Origin of the sequence: Acidovorax sp., assembly GCF_016783915.1 — a bacterium.
Taxonomy (GTDB): Bacteria; Pseudomonadota; Gammaproteobacteria; order Burkholderiales; family Burkholderiaceae_C; genus Acidovorax.
The window spans coordinates 57691-79191 of sequence record NZ_JADHVT010000004.1; the positions used below are offsets into that span (position 1 = coordinate 57691).

Genomic DNA, 21501 nt, shown 5'->3' on the forward strand with positions numbered 1-21501 from the left:
GGCCCAAGGCTCGCCCTGAGCGCCCATAGCACCGCGGCGGGCGCAGACAGGTTCAGCGCCCTGCCCCGCTCGCGTGCAGGCAGATGGCTGCAGCCGCTGCCACGTTCAGAGACTCCTCGCCACCGGGCTGGGCGATACGGATGCGCAAGGCAGCTCGATCCTCCAGAGCCGGACTGACGCCTTGTCCTTCGTGGCCCAGCACCCACGCACAAGGCCAAGGCAAGGCTGCACGGTGCAGAAAATCGCCTGCGTGCGAGCTGGTGACCAGTAGCGGCACCTGCAGGGCAGCCAGATCGTCCAGCGCCAGCCCCTCGATCAGGTCGAGCGCGAAATGCGCCCCCATGCCTGCCCGCAAGACTTTGGGCGACCACAACGCGGCGCTGCCTTTGATGGCCGCCACCTGGCGGAAGCCGAAAGCCGAGGCGCTGCGGAGGATGGAGCCCACGTTGCCCGCGTCTTGCACCCTGTCCAGCACCACAGTGGCTGCATCGGGCCGCAGGGACGCCGCTGCGGGCAGTTCCAGGATAAAGCCCATCTGCGCGGGAGACTCCAGCCCGCTGATGTCTGCAAACAGCGCATCGGCAAGCACTATGAATTTCGTAGCTGCTTGGGCATATTCAATCTGCGCTTGTGGCCAAAAAGACTCTGAAAACACCGCCACCGATGCCCGCAGCCCCCGAGCGAGCGCAGCGCGGCACAAATGATCGCCTTCAAGCCAGACACGGCCCTGCTTGCGGTACGCCGTCGTGTCCTGGGCCAGACGGCGCAAATCCTTGACGAAGGTGTTATCGCGGGAATGGATGGCGGTCACGGACGAGGATGTCATGGCAAATTTTCAGTGCCCGGTCAGGAGCCGGTGCGCAGGTTCTGGGCCACAGGCGCAAACGAGCGCCGGTGGTAAATGCAGGCACCGTGCTCGCGCAAGGCTGCCATGTGCACGGCCGTACCGTACCCCTTGTGGCCGGCAAAACCGTACTGCGGAAACTCGTCATGCACCTGCGCGCACCAGCGGTCGCGATGCACCTTGGCGAGGATGGAGGCCGCCGAGATGGCAGGCACCAACGCATCGCCCTTGACGATGGCCTCCGCCGGAACGTCCAGCACGGGCAGCCGGTTGCCGTCCACCAGCACCATGGCCGGTTTGAGCCGCAGCCCCATGACGGCACGGCGCATGGCCAGCAGCGTGGCCTGCAGGATGTTGAGCTGGTCGATTTCTTCCACGCTGGCCTCGGCAATGCTGCAGCACAGGGCCTTGGCGCGGATCTCGTCGTAGAGCTTCTCGCGCCGAGCGGCCGTGAGTTTCTTGGAGTCGGCCAGGCCTGCAATAGGGTGCAGGTCGTCCAGGATCACGGCGGCGGCCACCACTGGCCCGGCCAAGGGGCCACGGCCGGCCTCGTCCACCCCGGCCACCAGGCCGGGGGGATGCCAGGGCAGGCAGGCCTGCTCAGGCAGCGGGGGCGAGGATCTTCTGGATCGCATCGGCAGCCAGTTGGGGAGTGTTGCGCAGCAGGCTTTCGTGCAGGGCCGTAAAGCGCTGCTCCAGCGCCGTAATTTTCAGCGGTTGTTGGCGCCGCGCATCCAGCCAATGCAGCGTGGCTTCACACAGCGCCTGCGGCGTGGCGGCATCCTGGATCAGCTCAGGCACCACGAACTCACGGCACAAAATATTGGGCAGGCCTACCCAGGGTTGCAACTGCTTGCGGCGCATGAGCCACCAGCTGAGCGGGTGCATGTGGTAGCCGATAACCATGGGCCGCTTGAAGAGCGCAGCCTCCAGCGTCGCGGTGCCGCTGGCGATCAAGGTGGCATCACACGCCGCGAGCACGGTGTGCGACTGGCCCGTAGTGATTTGCAAGGCCCCCCCCAACCCACACGCGCGCGCCACTTGTTCGATGCGGTCACGCAGTGCGGGCACCGCAGGCACTATCAATTTGATAGCTGACCGCGCTTTCAGCACTAGCGCTGCAGCCTCAAAGAATGGCTGCGCGATGTACTGGATCTCGGAGGACCGGCTTCCCGGCAGAATGGCCAGCACCTCATCAGAGTCCTGCAGACCGAGTTGCGCCCGGGCGGCAGCGCGGTCCGGCACCATGGGAATCACGCCTGCCAGCGGGTGCCCCACATAGGTGGCGGCAATGCCGTGCTGAGCGAGCAGCTCCGGCTCAAACGGGAAGATGCACAACACATGGTCTGCACTGCGGCGGATTTTTTCGACACGGTCGGCGCGCCACGCCCAGATCGAGGGGCAAACGAAGTGCACAGTCTTGATGCCAGCGGCGCGCAAATCGGCCTCCAGGCCCAGGTTGAAATCGGGCGCATCCACACCAATGAACACATCAGGGCGGTCTTTGAGCAGACGCTCACGCAGCTGCTTGCGGATGCCCAGCAACTCGCGCAGCCGGCGCAGCACTTCCATGCTGTAGCCGTGCACCGCCAGCTTGTCGCTGGGCCACCAGGCAGTAAAGCCACGGCGTGCCATCTGCGGCCCGCCAATGCCGCGGGACTGGAGCCCAGGCCAATGCGCTTGCATGCCATCGATGAGCAAGCCTGCGAGCAGGTCGCCCGACGTCTCGCCCGCCACCATGGCGACGCGGGGGGAAGCGGCCATTACCGAGCCCTCAGCGCGCTATGCCGCGCGTTGCGTCGGCCAGGAACCGCTCCATCATCGCGGCATCCTCGCTGGCCTGCGGTGCGGACTGTGCCAACTCTGCAATGGCGGCGCGTGCGGCCTCCAGCGTGAGGCCCTGGCGGTAAATCAGCTTGTGCATCTGCTTGACTGCGGCAATGCGTTCGACCGAGAAGCCACGGCGGCGCAGCCCTACCACGTTGTAGCCACGCACGGCCAGCGGATTTCCATCCACCAACATGAAGGGTGGCACATCCTGCGACACAGCGCTGGCAAAGCCCACCATGGCATGAGCACCAACCTTGACGAACTGGTGGATCCCAGTGAGCCCTCCCACCGTCACCCAATCGCCCAGATGCACATGGCCTGCCAGCGTGGTGTTGTTGGCCAGCGTGGTGTGGTTGCCCACATGGCAATCATGGGCGATGTGGGTGTACGCCATGATCCAGTTGTCATGGCCCACGGAGGTGATACCACCGGCCTGGGGCACACCCAGGTTCAGCGTGCAGAACTCGCGGATGGTGTTGCGGTCACCGATGACCAGCTCGGTCGGCTCGCCTGCGTACTTCTTGTCTTGCGGGATCGCGCCGATGGAGTTGAACTGGAAGATGCGGTTGTCAGCACCAATCGTGGTGCGCCCGTCAATTACGCAATGCGCACCGACCGTGGTCCCCGCACCAATGGACACGTGTTCGCCGATGACTGAATATGGCCCCACTGTGACCGTGGGGTCCAGGCGGGCACCGTCCGCAACGATGGCAGTAGGGTGGATATTACTCACGATCCAACAGGCCTGAACCGATCAACCCACGCTGCGCATGGTGCACATGAGCTCGGCCTCGCAGGCCACCTCTTCGCCCACGCTGGCCACGCCCTTGAACTTCCAGATGCCACCGCGCACGCGGTCGATGGTGATGGTCAGGATCAACTGATCGCCGGGCTCCACAGGGCGCTTGAAGCGCGCGCCGTCAATGCCGACAAAGTAGTAGATGTTGTTCTCATCGGGCACCTTGCCCATGGCATCGAACGCCAGCAAGCCTGCAGCCTGGGCCAGTGCTTCCAGGATCAACACACCCGGCATCACCGGACGGCCAGGGAAATGCCCCATGAAATAGGGCTCGTTGAACGTAACGTTCTTGATGGCCTTTATGCGGGTGTTGCTCTCCAACTCGATCACCTTGTCCACCAGCAAAAACGGGTAACGGTGGGGCAGTTGTTTGAGAATTGCGTGAATATCCATCATCGAGTTGTTCTTCCGTTCATGCTGCCTTGAGGGCCTGCTCCAGCGCCTTGATACGCTCGCGCAGGCTGTGCAATTGTTTGAGTGTGGCAGCGTTTTTTTCCCAGCGCGCATTGTCGTCGATGGGGAACATGCCGGTGTACTGGCCGGGCCGGGTCAGCGAGCGCGTCACCACCGTGGCGGCCGAAATATGCACGTTATCGGCCAGCTCCAGATGCCCCAACACGATGGCCCCGCCGCCCACAGTGCAATGCGCCCCGATGGTGGCACTGCCCGCCACACCCACGCACCCAGCCATGGCCGAGTGTTTGCCGATCCGCACGTTGTGGCCAATCTGGATCAGGTTGTCGAGCTTCACGCCATCTTCGACCACCGTGTCCTGCAGCGCACCCCGGTCGATGCAGGTGTTGGCGCCAATCTCGACGTCATCTCCAATGCGCACGGCACCCAGTTGCTCGATCTTGACCCACTGCCCGTTTTCCGGCGCAAAACCGAAACCGTCGGCCCCAATCACCACGCCCGGATGCACGATGCAACGCGCGCCGATATGACAGCCCTCACCCACGGTGACACGCGACTTGAGCACGGTATCGGCGCCCACCGTGGCACCCCGCTCGACCACGCACAACGGACCAATGGTGGCCGAAGGGTGCACCTGTGCCGAGGGATCAACCACTGCACTGGGATGCACGCCGGATGGCCGCGCGGGCGCATTGCGCTGCCGCCACAACTGGGTGGCCCGGGCGAAGTACACGTAGGGGTTGTCAACCACAATGCAGGCACCACGCGCCAGTGCGGCGTCGCGCATGGTAGGCGCCACAATGACACAGGCCGCCCGGGAGGCGGCCAGTTGCTGTTGGTAGCGGGGGTTGCTCAGGAAACTGAGGTCTCCTGGGCCCGCGACCTCCAGTGGCGCAATGCGGGCGATGGCGGTTTCCCGCCCCCCTCCTTCCAGCGAACCACCGAGCGCATCAACAATGTGCCCGAGAAGCAAGCTGCTCACGCGCCACCTGTCCTGCGCAGCGGCTTACTTGGCAGCAGCAGCGGCATTCAGGGCCTTGATCACCTTGTCGGTGATGTCGTGCTTGGGGTTGATGTAGACGGCCTCTTGCAAGATCACATCGTACTTCTCGGCCTCGGCAACCTGCTTGACCACCTTGTTGGCACGTTCCAGCACTTGCGACAGCTCTTCGTTCTTGCGAGCACTGAGGTCTTCCTGGAATTCACGGCGCTTGCGCTGGAAGTCACGGTCCTGATCCACCAGCTGGCGCTGGCGCGCGGTGCGCTGGCTCTCCGCCATGGTGGGTGCTTCACGCTCAAACTTGTCGCTGGCAGTCTTCAGGGTATTGCCCAGATCCACCAGCTCCTTCTCACGACGGGAGAACTCCTGCTCCAGCTTGGCCTGCGCAGCCTTGGCTGTGGTGGCTTCACGGAAGATGCGATCAGTGTTGACGAAACCGGCTTTGAACTCTTGCGCTTGTGCAGGGGCTGCGATGGCAACGGTGCCAAGCAGCAAGGCCACGGAGAGATGGCGAGAAAAGGATTTCATTAGAAAGACGTTCCAATCTGGAATTGCAGTTTCTGGATTCTATCGCCGGCAAACTTGCGCACTGGCTGCGCAAATGCCAAACGCAAGGGGCCGAGCGGCGAAATCCAGCTCAGACCCAGGCCCACGGAGGCACGCATGTCACTGAAGGTAACTTTGTCGTTCTCGCCGTACACATTCCCCACGTCCAGGAACGTGAAGATCCGCAGGGTCCGGTCATTGCCAGCGCCCGGGAACGGAGCAATCAACTCGGTGTTCAGCGTGATCTTCTTGGGACCGCCCAACGATGCCCCGGTCACATCACGCGGGCCCAGGGTACCCTGGTCGAAACCACGCACCGAACCAAGGCCACCGGAGTAGAAGTTCTTGAACACAGGGAATGGACGGCCGTTCAATCCCTTGCCATAGCCCGCCTCGCCATTGAATGCAATGGTGAAGCGCTTGTTGAGGGGGATGTATTGCTGATACTGGTAATTGGCCCGCACATAGCGCGCATCGCCCGCTACGGACCATTCGGAATTGAGGCGCTGGTAACGACCGGAATTGGGTGCCAGAGCGCTGTCCCGGTCGTCACGGGACCAGCCCACCGTCAAGGGAATCGACGTGCTGCTGTAGCCGAACTTGTCGGCATAGAACAGGTAAGTGGCCGGAATGTTCGTCCCGGGCTTGATGCGGGTTTGCTCCAACCCGCCGCCAAAGAACACCGTGTCGGTCTCGCTGAAAGGCACCCCAAAGCGCACGGAGGTCCCCGTGGTGACCAGTTGGTAGTTACCGCCCTGGTCCTCATAAGGCTTGTCGGTGCGGTAGTACACATCGAGCGTGCGCGAGATGCCTTCGGGCGTGAAATACGGATTGGTCGTGCTGAATACCAGGGTGCGCCGGTACTTGCTGGTGTTGACGTCGATGCCCAGGTAGTTGCCTGAGCCAAAGATGTTCTCCTGCTTGATGCCAAAGGAGAGCGACGCCTTCTCAGCGCTTGAAAAACCCACGCCCAGTTGCAACGAACCGGTGGGCTTTTCTGCCACGTTGATCACCAGATCGACCTGGTCGGGCGAACCTGGCACTTCCTGTGTCTCCACGTTCACTTCTGTGAAGAAGCCCAGACGATCCACGCGGTCGCGGGACAGACGGATCTTGTCGCCGTCATACCAGGAGGCCTCGTACTGGCGGAACTCTCGGCGAATGACTTCGTCGCGCGTGCGGTTGTTGCCGCTCACGTTGATACGGCGCACGTAGGCGCGGCGCGCTGGTTCGGCCTGCAGCACGAAATTGACACGGTTGTTCTCGCGGTCAATTTCGGGCACAGCCTCCACGCGGGCAAATGCAAATCCAAAACGGGCGAAGTATTCGGAAAACGCCTTGGTGGTTTCAGTCACCTGGTCAGCGTTGTAGGGCTCACCGGGGCGGATGGTCACCAGCGACTTGAACTCGTCGTCGCGGTCCAGATAGTTGCCCTCGAGCTTCACGCCCGACACCACATACCGCTCGCCTTCAGTCACATTGACGGTGATGGAAATGTCCTGCTTGTCCGGAGAGATGGCGACCTGCGTGGAATCCACACGGAACTCCAGGTAGCCGCGCTGCAGGTAATACGAGCGCAGGGTTTCAAGGTCGGCATTGAGCTTGGTGCGCGAATAGCGATCGGACTTGGTGTACCAGCTCAGCCAGCCCCCCGTATCCTGGTCGAACAGACCCTTGAGCGTCGATTCGTTGAACGCCTTGTTGCCCACGATGCGCACTTCCTTGATGCGCGCAGGCTCACCTTCGGTCACCGTGAAAGTCAGGTTCACGCGATTGCGCTCAATGGGCGTCACCGTGGTCACCACCTCGGCGCCATACAGGCTCTTGTTGATGTACTGACGCTTGAGCTCCTGCTCGGCACGGTCGGTGAGCGCCTTGTCGTAAGGGCGCCCTTCCGTCAGACCCACCTCGCGCATGGCTTTTTTGAGGGCATCCTTGTCGAACTCCCGGGCACCAGCAAAGTCCACATCAGCCACCGTGGGGCGCTCTTCCACCACCACCACCAGCACGTTGCCACTGGCTTCCAGGCGCACGTCCTTGAAAAGCCCCAGGCCGAACAGGGCACGGATCGCAGCTGCACCTTTTTCGTCGTTGTAGTCGTCACCCACCCGCAGGGGCATGGACGCAAACACGGTACCGGGCTCCACACGCTGCAAGCCTTCCACGCGAATGTCCTGCACCTTGAATGGCTCCAGAGCCCATGCCGCATTGGCGGCAAAAATCATGGCTGCAACGGCCGATGCGGTACGCACGCCCAGGCGATTGATGTGTTTTTTCATGAATGAAGCAGGAGCCGCAGTTGCAGGGCAAGCGCAGCAAAAGTGTTAGCCAAAGAGCCGGGTGATATCGTTGAACAGGGCTATGGACATCATGACCAGCAGAATCGCAACGCCTCCACGCTGCAGTCGCTCCATCCATGCGTCCGACACGCCCCTGCCCGTGACACCCTCCCAAAGATAATACATCAGGTGCCCACCGTCCAAGACAGGCAACGGAAGCAGGTTCAGCACTCCCAGGCTCACACTGATGAGGGCGAGAAAGATAAGGTACTGAGTCAGCCCCATGCTGGCGGAGCGGCCTGCATAGTCGGCAATGGTCAAGGGGCCACTCAGGTTCTTGAGCGACGCCTCGCCGATCACCATACGGCCCATCATGCGCAGGGTCAGCAGCGACACATCCCAGGTCTTCACCACGCCGCCCCACAGGCCATCGACTAGCCCGTAGTCCACCGTGACAAACTCCGGCGTGGCCCCCACATAAGCGCCAATGCGCCCCACCGTATTGCCGGGCTCAGTCACGGCGTCGGGCAACACATCCAGCGTGATCACCTGACCACCGCGCTCAATGCGCCATGGCTGCGCCAATGGTTCGTTACCGCGCACCGACTGCCGGATCAACTCGCGCAGTTGCTGCCCGTCCACCACATCGATCTGCCCCACCTTGAGCACCACATCACCTTGGCGCAGACCAGAACGCTCGGCCGCACTTTGTGTCATGACCTCGCCCAGCACGGGACGGGTCCAGGGGCCGAGGATGCCAACCTTGCGAAACAGCTGGGCATCAGCCTCGCGGCTGTCGATCCGGGACATGTCGAGCACGACCTCGCGGTGGCCCACGCCATGGGCGGACTGCACATCGAGACGTACGTTCAGCCCCTCCAGCGCACCCCGGGTTAGCAGCCAGCGCAGGTCTTCAAACGAGCGAACCGGCTCCAGTTCTTCGGCGCCCAATGCGGCGCGCTCCACCAGTTCGCCACCACGCAAACCGGCACTGTGTGCTACCGAGCCCGCCGCAGGACTCGCAAGAATGGCCCGGGGCTCTTCAACGCCATTCCAGTTCACCACCGAATACAGCAGCACTGCGAGCAACAGATTGGCAATGGGCCCAGCAGCGACGATGGCGGCACGCGAGCGCAGGGGTTGGGTGTTGAAGGCCAGATGACGCTCTAGTGCAGGCACGGGTGCCTCGCGCTCGTCCAGCATGCGCACATAGCCCCCCAAAGGGAAGGCTCCCAGCACAAACTCCGTGGGAGAGCCCTGGGGCTGCCAGCGCAGCAATGGCTTGCCAAAACCCACAGAGAACCTCAATACCTTGACCCCACAGGCCACCGCCACGCGGTAGTGCCCGTATTCGTGCACCGCGATCAGAAGACCGAGGGCCACGATGAAGGCAGCGATAGTGAGCAGCATGGAAGGATGGTTCCTGAGTTGGACGACAGTCAGGCAGCCAGACGGCCCGCCACATGTTCTGCCGCATGGCGAGCCTGGGTGTCCAGATCCAGCAATGCGGCGAGCGAATCGGGCTTGGAGGGCGAAACTGCGTCCAAAGTTGCAAGGTTGACCGCATGAATATGGTCAAAACGCAGCCGACCGGACAAAAAAGCGCCCACAGCCACCTCATTGGCAGCATTCAGTACCGCCGTGGTTCCCTCCGCCGCCTTCAGGGCCTGCCAGGACAGGTGCAAACCCGGAAAACGAATGGCGTCCGCGTCCTCGAACGCCAGGGCGCTCAGGGTGGAGAAATCCAGTTTGCTGGCACCGCTGGTGATGCGCTCGGGCCAGGCCAGGCCACAGGCAATGGGCACTCGCATGTCGGGGGTACCCAGCTGCGCCAGGATGGAGGCGTCCCTGAACTGAACCATCGAATGGATGATCTGCTGCGGGTGGATGACCACCTTGATCTGGTCCGGGTGCAGATCAAATAGCCAGCGCGCCTCGATGACCTCCAGGGCCTTGTTCATCATCGTGGCCGAATCCACTGAAATCTTGCGTCCCATCGAGAAGTTGGGGTGTGCGCAGGCCTGGTCAGGGGTGATTTGCGCCAACGTGGACGGATCCCGCTGACGGAACGGGCCGCCCGAGGCAGTGAGCAGGATGCTGTCCACCCGGTCAGACCAGGTGGCAGGGTCTTCTGGCAAGCACTGGAAGATCGCAGAGTGTTCGCTGTCGATGGGTAGCAGTGTGGCACCACCGTCGCGCACGGTCTGCATGAACAGCCCGCCACCCACGACCAGTGCTTCCTTGTTGGCCAACAGCAATCGTTTGCCTGCGCGCGCCGCAGCCAGGCACGGAGCCAGACCGGCGGCCCCCACGATAGCAGCCATTACGGCGTCAACCTCATCATGGGCCGCTATGATTTCAAGAGCATCTTGCGCTTGTATCACTTGCGTCGGGAGGCTGTTAGCCTGTAATTTTTCCGCCAGCAGCGCCGCATGGGATGCGCTGGCCATCACTGCGTAGCGAGGGCGAAACTGCGCGCATTGCTCCAGCAGCAGGTCCACTTGCGTCGCAGCGCTGAGGGCAAACACCTCGAAGCGCTCGGGGTGGCGTGCCACCACATCCAGCGTGCTGGTCCCAATGGAGCCGGTAGAGCCGAGAACGGTGAGTCGTTGTTTCATCATGGGGTCGTCAGGCTCGTGAGCATCATGGCCAGGGGCAGTGTGGGCAGCAAGGCATCCACGCGGTCCAGCACGCCGCCGTGTCCGGGCAGCAGGCCACTGCTGTCCTTGACACCAGCGCTGCGCTTGATGAGCGACTCCACCAGGTCACCCGACACGCTCATGGCGACCATGAACAACGCCGCAATCACCAGCATCCACCAGCCCTGTTGTGCCATGCGGGTGTAGAAACTGGGCACTGCCGCCTGCCAGTGGGCATCGGCCGCCACCCAGACAAAGGCCATCACCATCACCCCTGCCAAGCCACCCCACACACCCTCCCAACTCTTGCCGGGGCTGATCGAGGGTGCGAGCTTGCCTTTGGTAAACCGCAGTCCCAACGCACGGCCCGCAAAGTAGGCAAAGATGTCCGCCACCCACACCAGCAGCAGCACCGACAACAGAAAATTGATGCCCACATTGCGTGCCTGCACTACCGCCAGCCATGCCAACCACAAGGCCAACACCCCAGCGACCAGGCGCAAACCGGCCGGTATGCGGGGCCAGCCGGGCACCCCGGCCTTGAGCAGCCAGGCAGCCGCCAGGACCCACAGCCCGCCGCCCACCACCCACAGGGCAGTCAACGGGCGATCGACCCAGCCCAGCGCCCACGACCCGGCGCACAAGGCCACACAGGCCACACCCACCGCCACGGAACCCGCTTGGCCGAAGCCGCTCAGACGCCCCCATTCCCAAGCCCCGGCAGCCATCAGAACCAGCACGACCAGCGTGAACGGTATGGTGTTGGCGTAGAAAAGCGCGGGCAACAAGATGGCCAGCAGAACAAGGGCTGTGATGACGCGCTGTTGAAGCATGAGGGCTTTCAGAACCTGTTCAGGTTCTCAACCCGGCATCGGATCAGGATGCGCGGACAGAATCTGTTCAGAGGTTTTGCCAAAACGGCGCTCGCGGCGGCTGAAGGCGTCGATGGCCTCGTCCAGGGCGGACTCATCGAAATCGGGCCACAGCCGGTCGCTGAAGAAGAACTCGGAGTATGCCGATTGCCAGAGCAAAAAGTTGCTGATCCGCATTTCTCCCCCGGTGCGGATCACGAGATCGGGGTCGGGCACGTGGGCCAATCCCATCGCATTGTGCAGACTGGCCTCGGTGATGGGCTCGCCACGGGCAGCCAGCGATGCAGCCGCCTGCGCGATGTCCCAGCGGCCTCCGTAGTTGAAGCACACGTTGAGCACCAGGCGGGTGTTGTCCGCCGTGGCGGCTTCTGCCTGACCCAGGCCGTCTCGCACCTTGGGCGAAAGGCTGCCACGTTCGCCCACAAAATGAAGACGCACGCCGTCCTTCTTGAGCTGGGGCACCTCGCGCGCCAGCGCCATCGCCAGCAGCTCCATGAGGCCGGAGACCTCATCTGCGGGACGATTCCAGTTTTCGGATGAAAACGCAAACACCGTGAGCACACGCACGCCGCGCTGTACGCAAGCGCGCGCGCAGCGGCGCAGTGAGTCAACCCCTTGCTTGTGGCCTGCCAGGCGCGGTAAAAATCGGCGCGTAGCCCAGCGGCCGTTGCCATCCATGACGATGGCAATGTGGTGTGGCACCACCGTAGATACAGACATGGGAATGTTCAAGCCCTTGGGGCTCAAACCGCCATGATTTCCTGCTCTTTGGCTGTCACCAGCGCGTCGATCTCGGCGATGTGCTTGTCGGTGAACTTTTGCACTTCAGTTTCGGCGCGCTTCTGGTCATCTTCGGACGCCAGTTTGTCCTTGACCAGTTTCTTGACGGATTCGTTGGCATCGCGGCGCAGGTTGCGCACGGCAATCTTGGCGCTTTCGCCTTCGTTGCGCGCGAGCTTGGTCATTTCCTTGCGTCGCTCTTCGCTCATGGGGGGCATGGGCACGCGGATCAGGTCGCCCATGGAAGCCGGGTTCAAGCCCAGGTCGCTTTCGCGGATGGCTTTTTCAATCTTGGCACCCATGCCCTTTTCCCAGGGTTGCACGCTGATGGTGCGCGAATCGATCAGCGCCACGTTGGCCACCTGGCTCAGCGGAACCAGGGAGCCGTAATACTCGACCTGCACCGTATCGAGCAGGGCCGGATTGGCACGACCGGTGCGAATCTTCTGCAGGTTGTTCTTGAACGCGGTGATGGACTGGTCCATCTTGGTTTCAGCAGTCTTCTTGATGTCGGCAATCGTCATGTTTTCTCCTCGGGCCGACCTGCATGCAATGCAGGCCTTTCCATCGTGATCAAGCGTAAACCAGCGTACCTTCGTCTTCGCCCATCACCACGCGCTTCAAGGCACCGTGTTTGATGATGGAGAACACCTTCACGGGCAGCTTCTGGTCACGGCACAGGGCGAAGGCAGTCGCGTCCATGATGCCCAGATTGCGGGACATGGCCTCGTCAAAGCTGAGCTTGGTGTAGCGCGTCGCCGTGGGATCCTTCTGGGGGTCGGCAGTATAAACGCCGTCCACCTTCGTGGCCTTGAGCACCAGCTCGGCGCCAATTTCAGCGCCACGCAGGGCGGCTGCTGTGTCGGTGGTGAAAAACGGATTGCCCGTACCGGCCGCGAAGACCACGACCTTTCCCTCTTCAAGATACTGCAGCGCCTTGGGGCGCACATAGGGCTCGACCACCTGCTCGATGGCAATGGCGGACATCACGCGGGCCACCAGGCCCTGCTTGTCCATGGCATCTGCCAGGGCCAGGGCATTCATCACGGTAGCCAGCATGCCCATGTAGTCGGCAGTGGCACGGTCCATACCAACCGAGCCGCCCGCGACACCACGGAAAATGTTACCCCCACCGATCACCACGGCCACCTGGACACCCAGGCGGGTCACTTCGGCGATCTCCTCGACCATGCGCACGATGGTGGCGCGGTTGATACCGAAGGCGTCATCTCCCATCAGCGCCTCACCAGACAGCTTGAGCAAAATGCGCTTGTGGGCTGGTGCAGCGTTGGACATAGGAAATTTCTCCGGTAAGTGATGCGAGGCTTGGGTGGGGTGGTTATTGCAGGGAACGATCAGGCAGCAGCCTTGGCAGCAGCCACCTGGGCGGCCACTTCAGCAGCGAAGTCGTCCACCTTCTTCTCGATGCCTTCGCCCACCACGTACAGCGTGAAACCCTTCACGTTGGTGTTGGCAGCCTTGAGCATCTGGGCCACGGTCTGTTTGCCGTCGGCAGCCTTCACGAAGACCTGGTCGGCCAGCGAGACTTCCTTGAGGTACTTCTGCACAGCGCCGTCAATGCGCTTGGCCGTGATTTCGGGGCTTTGTGCGGGCTTGCCAGCAGCCACCAGTTCCTTGTTGGCTTCATCAGCCTTGCCTTCGGCCACCGAGCGCTCCTTGGCGATCAGTTCGGCGGGCACGTCGGCGCTGGTCAGGGCCACGGGCTTCATGGCGGCCACGTGCATGGCAACGTCCTTGGCGGCGGTGGCGTCACCATCGAACTCGACGACCACACCGATGCGCGAGCCGTGCAGGTAGGCTGCCAGGTTGGAGCCGCTGAAGCGCTTGAAGCGGCGGAACGACATGTTCTCGCCGATCTTGCCGATCAGGCCCTTGCGCACATCTTCGAGCGTGGGGCCGAAGCTGTCTTGGCTGTAGGGCAGCGCGCCCAAGGCTTCGACGGTGGCGGGGTTGTGCTCGGCCACCAGCTTGGCAGCGGCGTTGGCCATGGCGATGAAGCTGTCGTTCTTAGAAACGAAGTCGGTTTCGCTGTTGACTTCGACCAGGGCACCGGTGGTGCCGTCGATGTAGCTGGCGACCACGCCTTCGGCCGTGATACGCGATGCAGCCTTGCCAGCCTTGGTGCCCAGCTTGACGCGCAGCAGCTCTTCAGCCTTGGCCATGTCGCCGTCGGCTTCCGTCAGCGCCTTCTTGCATTCCATCATCGGAGCGTCGGTCTTGCCACGCAGTTCAGCAACCATGCTTGCGGTAATTGCAGCCATCTTTGTTCCTTCAGTGTTCAGTTCAGTCAGTTCAGATTCGGGCTAAAAAAAAGGGGGCTCACCAGGGGCCCCGCTTTTGTTCGCGACGGATCGCGCAGCCGGGCTATCAGGCAGCGGCTTCTTGCACTTCCACGAATTCGTCGGTGCTCTCGGCGGTAGCAGCCTTCACGACTTCGTTCACGGCGTTGGCACGGCCTTCGATGATCGCGTCAGCGATGCCACGGGCGTACAGCGTCACGGCCTTGGCCGAGTCGTCGTTACCAGGGATCACGTAGTCGATACCTTCGGGCGAGTGGTTGGTATCAACCACACCGATCAGCGGGATGCCCAGCTTCTTGGCTTCGGCCACGGCGATCTTGTGGAAACCCACGTCGATGATGAAGATGGCGTCAGGCAGAGCAGCCATGTCCTGGATGCCGCCGATGTCCTTTTCGAGCTTTTCGATTTCGCGGGAGAACGTCAGTTGCTCTTTCTTGCTCAGGTTCTCGAGGCCAGCTTCTTGCTGAGCCTTCATGTCCTTAAGGCGCTTGATCGAGGTCTTCACGGTCTTGAAGTTCGTCAGCATGCCGCCCAGCCAGCGCTGGTCCACGAAAGGCACACCAGCGCGCAGGGCTTCGGTAGACAGGATTTCACGGGCTTGGCGCTTCGTGCCGACCATCAGGATCGTGCCGCGGTTGGCAGCCAGTTGCTTGGCGAACTTTTGGGCTTCCTGGAACAGTGGCAGCGACTTTTCCAGGTTGATGATGTGAATCTTGTTGCGATGGCCGAAGATGTAGGGGGCCATCTTGGGGTTCCAGAAGCGGGTTTGGTGACCGAAGTGGACACCAGCTTCCAGCATTTCGCGCATGGTAACGGACATAAAAATACTCCAAAGGTTAGGTCTAAAATCAGCCCCAATATTTGCAGTGCCGTGATCCTCACGAACACCGCAACACCTTGACAGGGCTGCTTTGCGATTGGTCTTGCCACAGCGGCCACGCTGGTTGTGCAAACCTTGCACCACTGCGCTACTGCTCCCAGCAAAACCCAAAGATTCTAGCACACCCATGCTCCCTGACCTGATCGCCACCCGTGAGCAACTGCGGGACGGCGCCACCACCGCGCCCGCCGAGCTGGAGCGCTGCATCGACGCCGCCCAGGCCGCATCCAACACCCACAGCTTTTTGCGCACGCTGTTTGACGAGGCACGCACCACGGCGGTGCAGCCGGGCGTGGCCCAGTTGCCCCTGGCCGGGCTGGCGGTGTCGGTGAAGGACTTGTTTGACGTGGCCGGCCAACCCACCCCGGCGGGCTCCACCGCGCTGGCAGAGGCTCCCGGTGCGGCGGCGGACTGCCCGGCTGTGGCCCGGCTGCGCGCAGCAGGTGCCAGCCTGATCGGCCGCACCAACATGGTGGAGTTCGCGTTCTCTGGCGTCGGCGTCAACCCCCACTACGGCACGCCTGCTGCCTGGGATGCCCGCTTTGGCGCCCTGCCCCGCGCGCCCCGCGTGCCCGGCGGGTCTTCGTCCGGCGCCGGGGTATCGGTGGCCACCGGCGCGGCTTTCATCGGGCTGGGATCGGACACCGGTGGCTCCATCCGTATTCCTGCAGCGCTCAACGGCATCGTGGGCTTCAAGAACACGGCCCGGCTGGTGCCTACCGCCGGCGCCGTGCCGCTGTCCACCACCCTGGACACCGCCTGCGCCATGACGCGCACCGTGCGCGACGCCATCGTGGCGCACGAGGTGCTGGCCGCCCGGCGCGTGACACGCAGCCTGGCGCCGCTGTCCCAGTACCGGCTGGCGGTACCGTCCACTCTCTTCCTCGACGGGCTGGACGCCCCCGTGGCGCGCGCCTTTGAGCGCAGCGTGGAAGCCTTGCGCCAGGCGGGTGCCCAGATCGACACCATCGCCCTGCCCGCCGTGCTGGAGCAGCCAGCCTACGGCTTTGCCGCCCCCGAAGCCTACGCCTGGCACCGCGAGCTGCTGCAGCGCGCAGGCGACCGCTACGACCCCCGGGTGCGCATGCGCATCGAAAAAGGCGCCACGCTGATGGCCTGGGAATACATCGACCTGCTGCAGGCACGCCAGCAATGGATCGCCCGCATGCTCGCGGACATGGAGCCGTACGACGCCCTGCTGTCCCCCACCGTGCCCATCCTGGCGCCACTGCTGGCCGATGTTGCCCCTGCAAATGGCGCGGACAAGGCGAAGGACGCCGCCCGCGATGCCGAGTTCTTCCGCATGAACAACCTGCTGCTGCGCAACACCAGCGTGGTCAATCTGCTGGACGGCTGTGCGCTGTCACTGCCCTGCCACGTGCAAGGGGAACTCCCGGTCGGGCTGATGGTCTGGCACGGGGCGCTCAGGGATGACACGGTGCTCAACATCAGTCTGCAGATCGAGCAAACACTACAAAAATAATAGCTACCAGCGCATGATTCACTAGCGCTACAAGCCAAAAACACCCAAATTCATGAAGATTGCCATCGTGGGCGCCGGCATTGTCGGCGTCACCACCGCGTACGAACTGGCCAGCGACGGCCACGAAGTCACGGTGTTTGAACAACGCAGTGCGGCCGCCGAAGAGGCCAGCTTTGCCACCGCCGGGCTGCTGGCGCCCCACCTGCTCAGCCCCTGGGCGCTGCCGGGCTTCGGCCAGCCGCTGCGACTGATGGGGGCACAGGCCACCCTGCGGTTGGCTGGCGGCCTGACCCGCGCCAACTGGGCCTGGCTGCGGCGCTGGCGCAGCATGGCGCGCAGCCACAGCGCCCCGGCCACCGCTGTCGAACGCCTGGCGCAATACAGCCAAGCTCGACTGCAGGCCATTGCGAACCAGCATGAGCTGGACTTTGAAGCCAGCGACGGCCGCCTGGTGCTGCTGCGCACCGAAGAAGACCGCACCCGCCTGCAACCCGCGCTGCAAGTGCTGCGCGACAGCGGCGTGGCCCTGCGTGAGATCGACGCCGATGTGGCGCGCCAGATCGAGCCCGGCCTCTCGCCCGAAGCCCCGTTGGCGGGCGCGATCCACCTGCCCGATGCGCGCGCGGGCAACTGCCGTCTGTTTGCACAGTTGCTGCGCCAGGGCATCCAGGGTGCAGGAGTGCAGTTTGTGTTCAACACCCGCGTAGACCGCGTCGGCACCAGCCCCACGGGCGTGGCGCTGCAGGGCGAAACGGACCTGCGCCGCTTTGATTCCGTGGTGCTGTGCGCCGGCATGGCATCGGCCACGCTGCTGCCCGCACTGGGCCTGGGGCTGCCCATGGCGGCTGTCTACGGCTACTCCGTGAGCGCCCCACTGCGCGAATCCACCCACGCCCCCCGCGCCAGCGTGGTGGATGCGGGCCAGCAAATCTCCATCACCCGCCTGGGCCAGCGCGTGCGCATTGCCGGTGGCGCTGAACTGGCCGGGGCCGATGCCGAGCACCACACCCCCACACTGCAGCGCCTGTACCGCACGCTGAACGACTGGTTCCCCGGGGGCGCGCAGCTCTCATCCAACCTGCAGATCTGGCGCGGTGCCCGCACCATGCTGCCCGACGGGGCCCCGGTGGTGGGCGCCAGCGGCGTGCCGGGCCTGTGGCTCAACACCGGCCATGGCGCTGGCGGCTGGGCCCTGGCCTGCGGCAGCGCGCGGGCGCTGGCCGATCTGATAGCCCAACGGGAACCCGAAGTGTCGCTGGACGGGCTCGGCATGCGACGGTTCTGAGCCAGTCAGCGCTTTCACCTCACCAGGCGGCGGCGCACAATGGCAGGCACGCTGCCGCTTGCAGCGCCCCTTGCCATATGCAGCCCCATGCACCGCATCACCGCCCACCAGCCCCACCCCCTGTTCAACACCGCCGCCACACGCCGCCTGGAGAAAACGGCGGCAGCCGCCCTGCCCACGCACACCCTCATGCAACGCGCAGGACTGGCCGTGGCGCAGCTGGCCCAGGCGTTGGCGCCCCACGCACGCACGGTATGGATTGCCTGTGGCCCCGGCAACAACGGTGGTGACGGGCTGGAAGCTGCCAAGCACCTGCAGCGCGGTGGCCGCAGAGTCGTCGTGACCTGGCTGGGGCAGCCCGATACGGCCCCGGCCGATGCCAGGGCCTCGTGGCAGCGCGCACAGGACGCTGGCGTGGTCTGGTCTGATACCGCGCCCGACGACCTGGGTGCAAGCGACCTGTGCATTGATGCGCTGCTGGGCATTGGTGTCTCGTCTTCACCCAACAGCCTTGCACGCGCGCCCGATGCCCGGCTCCAGGCCTGCCTGCAAGCCCTGCACAGCAGCCCAGCCCCACTGCTGTCTGTGGACCTGCCCAGCGGGCTGGACGCTGACACCGGCCAGTTTGCTACAGGCCTTGCGCCCCATACGCCACCCCACCTGCACCCTCACGCTCCCCCGGCACGCCACACGCTGAGCCTGCTCACCCTCAAGCCCGGCCTGTTCACTGCCGCCGGACGGGATGCCGCAGGCCAGGTGTGGCTGGACGACCTGGGTGTAGACCCCGGGCATGAGCCGCCCAATGCTTGGCTCTATGGCCCCGCCCTGCCCGTCCCCCGCGCCCATGCCAGCCACAAGGGCAGTTATGGCGACGTGGCCGTGGTGGGCGGCGAGGGGCTGACCGAGCGTGGCATGGGCATGGCGGGCGCAGCACTGCTGGCGGCATCGGCCGCCCTGCACAGCGGCGCGGGCCGGGTGCTGGTGGCCCTGCTAGATAAGGGGCATCTGCAACTGGATCCACAGCAGCCAGAGCTGATGCTGCGCAGCTTTGACGCACTGGCGCTGGAGCAGCTCACCGTGGTCTGCGGATGTGGCGGCGGGCAGGCCATCGCACGCGTGCTGCCAGAGGTCATCACCCGCGCGGCCCGCCTGGTGCTGGATGCCGACGCGCTCAACACCATCGCAACCCGGGCCGCACTGCACGCGCTGGTGGTGGCACGCGGACAGCACGGGCAACCCACCGTGCTGACCCCCCATCCGCTGGAAGCCGCCCGCCTGCTCGGCCTGACCACGGCCGAAGTCCAGGCCAACCGGCTGTGCGCCGCGCAGCAGTTGGCGGACCAGTTCAACTGCGTGGCCGTGCTCAAGGGTTCGGGCACCGTGATTGCGGCGCCCGACCGCGTTCCAGCCATCAACCCCACCGGCAACGCACGGCTGGCTACGGCAGGGACGGGTGATGTACTGGCCGGCATGGTGGGCGCCCACCTTGCTGCGGGCGCCAGCGCCTTGCGCGCTGCGAGTGAAGCGGTGTACCAGCATGGCCAGGCAGCTGATCATTGGCCTGTGGGCCAGCAGACATTGACGGCCAGCACGCTGGCGCGGCGCGTCGGCGGCTGAGCGCTACTGCAGCAGCGTGACCTGCCTGAGCGGCTTGAGCACGCTCGACGGCGTCATGCCAAAGGTCTGCCGAAATATCCGGCTGAAATGGGCCGAATCAGAGAACTCGCCGTGCAAGGCCGCATCGGTCAGACGCGGGCTGACGGCCAGCCCCGCCATGGCCAGCCGCACCTGGGACCAGACCCGATAGGTACGCAAGCTCACCCCCATCTCGGCGCGGAACAGGTGGTTGAATCGCGACGCTGAAAGCTGGACGCCCGAGGCCAGCTCACCCCGTGCCACACGCCCCGCGTGCGGATTGCGCAGCGCATGCAGACTGCGCACCACGCGCTGGTCCAGCGGCGCGACCTCGCTATCGAACGGGCAGCGCAGCAAGGCAGGCAGATCGAAGTGATGCAGATAGCCCTCCATGGCACTGCGCGCACCCACAGGGACTGCAACATCCAGCACCACGCCACCCTCTTGCTGGAACAGACCGCGCAACCCGCGTGCTTCGCGCGAATCGGGCTCCAGGTACACCAGGGCGACCGCCTCGCCACAGGGGTCGAACAGGTGCTCCACGCCCGCATCCACCAGCGCGCTGTGGCAGGTCTGCACACGCCCTGCCCCCCAGTGCACCGCGAACCGGCCCGAGAGCCCCATCAGTAGCACCGGCGACGCATGGCAGTGCCAGCCCGTTGCAGGGATCTCTCCGATGTAGAGCGCCCGGTCAGTGCCCAGGGTCAGTGTGTTGCGTGCTGGCATAGCCCAAACCTACAAGTTTTTTTACCGCGTTCTCCGTAGCCTTGCCTCTCCCGCCAGGGGCCGAGCGTATGTTGACGCTTGAAGCAGCAGTCCTTGGCATGCAAGCAGCCATACCCTTGGAGAACGCCTCTTGAAACGCATCGCTATTTCTGTCGCAACGGCACTGGTACTGGGCACGGTCGGCCTCTACTACGGGGCACCTTCGCTGTTCAAAGAGCCCCTGCTCAGCGCCAATCGCCATCTGTCCGGCCTGGACGAAAAAACCGCCGATGCGGCCATGCACACCATCCACTACCTGGATAACGGCACTCCCCCAAACCCCGCGTCGGTTCACAGCAGTGACACACCCATCGTTCTGCTGCACGGCATTTTTGCGGAGAAAGACCATTGGGTGGATTTTGCGCGACCGCTCACCGACCAGTACCGGGTGATTGCCCCAGATATACCGGGCTTTGGCGAGAGCACGCGGCGGGCGGACCAGGCCTACGACTACGGCGCCCACGTCACGCGGCTGGCCGCGTTTCTGGACGCGCTCGGCCTTGCGAAAGTGCATCTGGCGGGCAACTCGATGGGCGGCACCATCGCCGCTCTCTTTGCTTTGCAGCATCCCGAGCGCGTGGCCAGCGTGGCGTTCATCGGCGCACCCCACGGCATTCGCTCGCCCCAGCCCAGCACCATGGACCGCCTCATCGACACCGGACAACGCCCGCTGGTGGCCCACGACGCCACCGCCTTCAAAGCGATGATGGATTTGGTGTTTGAAAAGCGCCCCTTCCTGCCCTACCCCATCCTGCATGCCTCCGAGCAGGACGCGCTGCGCAACGCTGCATCCAACACCCGCCTGTGGGACGCGCAGCTGAAAGACCGCTATCTGCTGGAACAACACCTGGCCCGCCTGCAGCAGCACCCCACCCTGGTCCTGTGGGGCGACAGCGACCGCGTGTTCGACCGAAGCGGCCTTCAGGCGGTGCAGAAGCTGCTTCCGCAGGCACACATCGCCGCACTGCCTGGCATCGGGCACCTACCCATGATGGAAGCCCCCGCCGACACGGCACAACGGTATGCGCGCTTTCTGGAGCAATCGAGCGCCCCTCAAGCCGCCAATCATGCACACTTCAATAAAAAATAGCCGCAAGCGCATGTTCTATATGCGCTTGCAGCTATCAAT

General features: G+C 63.9%; 21 protein-coding genes. 4 read left to right on the forward strand and 17 right to left on the reverse strand.

Annotated features, from left to right (window positions below; translation table 11 throughout):
* Positions 1 to 52 precede the first annotated feature (52 nt).
* The 16 genes from ISS20_RS01890 to rpsB form a co-directional block, all read right to left on the reverse strand.
* Positions 53 to 826, reverse strand: a complete 774-nt coding sequence (locus ISS20_RS01890; RefSeq protein WP_291433157.1) for an RNA methyltransferase — start codon at positions 824 to 826, stop codon at positions 53 to 55.
* A 20-nt stretch (positions 827 to 846) separates the two neighbouring features.
* On the reverse strand, positions 847 to 1479 hold the full coding sequence (rnhB, locus tag ISS20_RS01895) for a ribonuclease HII (protein ID WP_291433158.1): 633 nt from the start codon (positions 1477 to 1479) through the stop codon (positions 847 to 849).
* The gene (gene lpxB / locus ISS20_RS01900) at positions 1445 to 2608 is read right to left on the reverse strand and encodes a lipid-A-disaccharide synthase (RefSeq protein ID WP_291433160.1); all 1164 of its coding nucleotides are present in this window, start codon (positions 2606 to 2608) and stop codon (positions 1445 to 1447) included. Before lpxB ends, rnhB begins: the two co-directional genes overlap by 35 nt.
* Before the next feature lie 10 nt (positions 2609 to 2618).
* Positions 2619 to 3407, reverse strand: a complete 789-nt coding sequence (gene lpxA / locus ISS20_RS01905; RefSeq protein ID WP_291433162.1) for an acyl-ACP--UDP-N-acetylglucosamine O-acyltransferase — start codon at positions 3405 to 3407, stop codon at positions 2619 to 2621.
* Positions 3408 to 3428: 21 nt separating this feature from the next.
* On the reverse strand, positions 3429 to 3869 hold the full coding sequence (gene fabZ, locus ISS20_RS01910; protein ID WP_291433164.1) for a 3-hydroxyacyl-ACP dehydratase FabZ: 441 nt from the start codon (positions 3867 to 3869) through the stop codon (positions 3429 to 3431).
* 16 nt (positions 3870 to 3885) lie between these two features.
* Positions 3886 to 4869: a UDP-3-O-(3-hydroxymyristoyl)glucosamine N-acyltransferase gene (gene lpxD / locus ISS20_RS01915; protein WP_291433166.1), complete on the reverse strand. Its 984-nt coding sequence runs from the start codon at positions 4867 to 4869 to the stop codon at positions 3886 to 3888.
* Between the two features lie 24 nt (positions 4870 to 4893).
* Positions 4894 to 5415 (reverse strand): OmpH family outer membrane protein, encoded by a 522-nt coding sequence (locus ISS20_RS01920; protein ID WP_056067203.1) that lies wholly within the window; start codon positions 5413 to 5415, stop codon positions 4894 to 4896.
* Positions 5415 to 7712 carry an outer membrane protein assembly factor BamA gene (gene bamA, locus ISS20_RS01925; protein ID WP_291433170.1) on the reverse strand — a complete coding sequence of 766 codons (2298 nt, stop codon included), beginning with the start codon at positions 7710 to 7712 and terminating at the stop codon, positions 5415 to 5417. Before bamA ends, ISS20_RS01920 begins: the two co-directional genes overlap by 1 nt.
* Positions 7713 to 7757: 45 nt before the next feature.
* The gene (rseP, locus tag ISS20_RS01930; RefSeq protein WP_291433172.1) at positions 7758 to 9122 is read right to left on the reverse strand and encodes an RIP metalloprotease RseP; all 1365 of its coding nucleotides are present in this window, start codon (positions 9120 to 9122) and stop codon (positions 7758 to 7760) included.
* Positions 9123 to 9151: 29 nt separating this feature from the next.
* A complete protein-coding gene (gene ispC, locus ISS20_RS01935; protein WP_291433232.1) occupies positions 9152 to 10330 on the reverse strand; it encodes a 1-deoxy-D-xylulose-5-phosphate reductoisomerase in 1179 nt (392 codons plus the stop codon).
* Entirely contained in the window at positions 10330 to 11184 is an 855-nt protein-coding gene (locus ISS20_RS01940; RefSeq protein WP_291433174.1) for a phosphatidate cytidylyltransferase, read from the reverse strand. Before ISS20_RS01940 ends, ispC begins: the two co-directional genes overlap by 1 nt.
* Positions 11185 to 11211: 27 nt before the next feature.
* Positions 11212 to 11943 (reverse strand): polyprenyl diphosphate synthase, encoded by a 732-nt coding sequence (uppS, locus tag ISS20_RS01945; RefSeq protein WP_291433176.1) that lies wholly within the window; start codon positions 11941 to 11943, stop codon positions 11212 to 11214.
* A 23-nt stretch (positions 11944 to 11966) separates the two neighbouring features.
* Complete coding sequence (gene frr, locus ISS20_RS01950) at positions 11967 to 12527, reverse strand: ribosome recycling factor (protein ID WP_291433178.1); 561 nt, start codon at positions 12525 to 12527, stop codon at positions 11967 to 11969.
* Positions 12528 to 12576: 49 nt separating this feature from the next.
* Positions 12577 to 13299: a UMP kinase gene (gene pyrH, locus ISS20_RS01955; protein WP_008906712.1), complete on the reverse strand. Its 723-nt coding sequence runs from the start codon at positions 13297 to 13299 to the stop codon at positions 12577 to 12579.
* A gap of 59 nt (positions 13300 to 13358) precedes the next feature.
* The gene (gene tsf, locus ISS20_RS01960) at positions 13359 to 14285 is read right to left on the reverse strand and encodes a translation elongation factor Ts (protein ID WP_291433180.1); all 927 of its coding nucleotides are present in this window, start codon (positions 14283 to 14285) and stop codon (positions 13359 to 13361) included.
* Between the two features lie 106 nt (positions 14286 to 14391).
* Complete coding sequence (gene rpsB, locus ISS20_RS01965; protein ID WP_291433182.1) at positions 14392 to 15144, reverse strand: 30S ribosomal protein S2; 753 nt, start codon at positions 15142 to 15144, stop codon at positions 14392 to 14394.
* A gap of 187 nt (positions 15145 to 15331) precedes the next feature.
* Between rpsB and ISS20_RS01970 the strand changes: the two genes are divergently transcribed.
* From ISS20_RS01970 to ISS20_RS01980, 3 genes are all read left to right on the forward strand, one after another.
* Complete coding sequence (locus ISS20_RS01970) at positions 15332 to 16687, forward strand: amidase (RefSeq protein WP_291433184.1); 1356 nt, start codon at positions 15332 to 15334, stop codon at positions 16685 to 16687.
* Between the two features lie 52 nt (positions 16688 to 16739).
* Positions 16740 to 17972: an FAD-dependent oxidoreductase gene (locus ISS20_RS01975; RefSeq protein WP_291433185.1), complete on the forward strand. Its 1233-nt coding sequence runs from the start codon at positions 16740 to 16742 to the stop codon at positions 17970 to 17972.
* An 87-nt stretch (positions 17973 to 18059) separates the two neighbouring features.
* On the forward strand, positions 18060 to 19589 hold the full coding sequence (locus ISS20_RS01980) for an NAD(P)H-hydrate dehydratase (protein WP_291433186.1): 1530 nt from the start codon (positions 18060 to 18062) through the stop codon (positions 19587 to 19589).
* Between the two features lie 3 nt (positions 19590 to 19592).
* On the opposite strand, the gene ISS20_RS01985 is transcribed toward ISS20_RS01980, so the two are convergent.
* Complete coding sequence (locus ISS20_RS01985; protein WP_291433188.1) at positions 19593 to 20333, reverse strand: AraC family transcriptional regulator; 741 nt, start codon at positions 20331 to 20333, stop codon at positions 19593 to 19595.
* 130 nt (positions 20334 to 20463) lie between these two features.
* Between ISS20_RS01985 and ISS20_RS01990 the strand changes: the two genes are divergently transcribed.
* Positions 20464 to 21462, forward strand: a complete 999-nt coding sequence (locus ISS20_RS01990) for an alpha/beta fold hydrolase (RefSeq protein ID WP_291433190.1) — start codon at positions 20464 to 20466, stop codon at positions 21460 to 21462.
* Positions 21463 to 21501 lie beyond the last annotated feature (39 nt).

Bases quoted from the DNA above. Each gene is read 5' to 3' on its own strand.
- ISS20_RS01920 (WP_056067203.1), bottom strand. From the start codon at position 5,415: ATGAAATCCTTTTCTCGCCATCTCTCCGTGGCCTTGCTGCTTGGCACC.
- rseP (WP_291433172.1), bottom strand. From the start codon at position 9,122: ATGCTGCTCACTATCGCTGCCTTCATCGTGGCCCTCGGTCTTCTGATC.
- ISS20_RS01890 (WP_291433157.1), bottom strand. From the start codon at position 826: ATGACATCCTCGTCCGTGACCGCCATCCATTCCCGCGATAACACCTTC.
- ispC (WP_291433232.1), bottom strand. From the start codon at position 10,330: ATGAAACAACGACTCACCGTTCTCGGCTCTACCGGCTCCATTGGGACC.
- ISS20_RS01970 (WP_291433184.1), top strand. From the start codon at position 15,332: ATGCTCCCTGACCTGATCGCCACCCGTGAGCAACTGCGGGACGGCGCC.
- fabZ (WP_291433164.1), bottom strand. From the start codon at position 3,869: ATGATGGATATTCACGCAATTCTCAAACAACTGCCCCACCGTTACCCG.
- lpxB (WP_291433160.1), bottom strand. From the start codon at position 2,608: ATGGCCGCTTCCCCCCGCGTCGCCATGGTGGCGGGCGAGACGTCGGGC.
- bamA (WP_291433170.1), bottom strand. From the start codon at position 7,712: ATGAAAAAACACATCAATCGCCTGGGCGTGCGTACCGCATCGGCCGTT.
- ISS20_RS01975 (WP_291433185.1), top strand. From the start codon at position 16,740: ATGAAGATTGCCATCGTGGGCGCCGGCATTGTCGGCGTCACCACCGCG.
- pyrH (WP_008906712.1), bottom strand. From the start codon at position 13,299: ATGTCCAACGCTGCACCAGCCCACAAGCGCATTTTGCTCAAGCTGTCT.
- frr (WP_291433178.1), bottom strand. From the start codon at position 12,527: ATGACGATTGCCGACATCAAGAAGACTGCTGAAACCAAGATGGACCAG.
- rpsB (WP_291433182.1), bottom strand. From the start codon at position 15,144: ATGTCCGTTACCATGCGCGAAATGCTGGAAGCTGGTGTCCACTTCGGT.
- ISS20_RS01940 (WP_291433174.1), bottom strand. From the start codon at position 11,184: ATGCTTCAACAGCGCGTCATCACAGCCCTTGTTCTGCTGGCCATCTTG.
- uppS (WP_291433176.1), bottom strand. From the start codon at position 11,943: ATGTCTGTATCTACGGTGGTGCCACACCACATTGCCATCGTCATGGAT.
- ISS20_RS01980 (WP_291433186.1), top strand. From the start codon at position 18,060: ATGCACCGCATCACCGCCCACCAGCCCCACCCCCTGTTCAACACCGCC.
- tsf (WP_291433180.1), bottom strand. From the start codon at position 14,285: ATGGCTGCAATTACCGCAAGCATGGTTGCTGAACTGCGTGGCAAGACC.
- rnhB (WP_291433158.1), bottom strand. From the start codon at position 1,479: ATGCGATCCAGAAGATCCTCGCCCCCGCTGCCTGAGCAGGCCTGCCTG.
- ISS20_RS01985 (WP_291433188.1), bottom strand. From the start codon at position 20,333: ATGCCAGCACGCAACACACTGACCCTGGGCACTGACCGGGCGCTCTAC.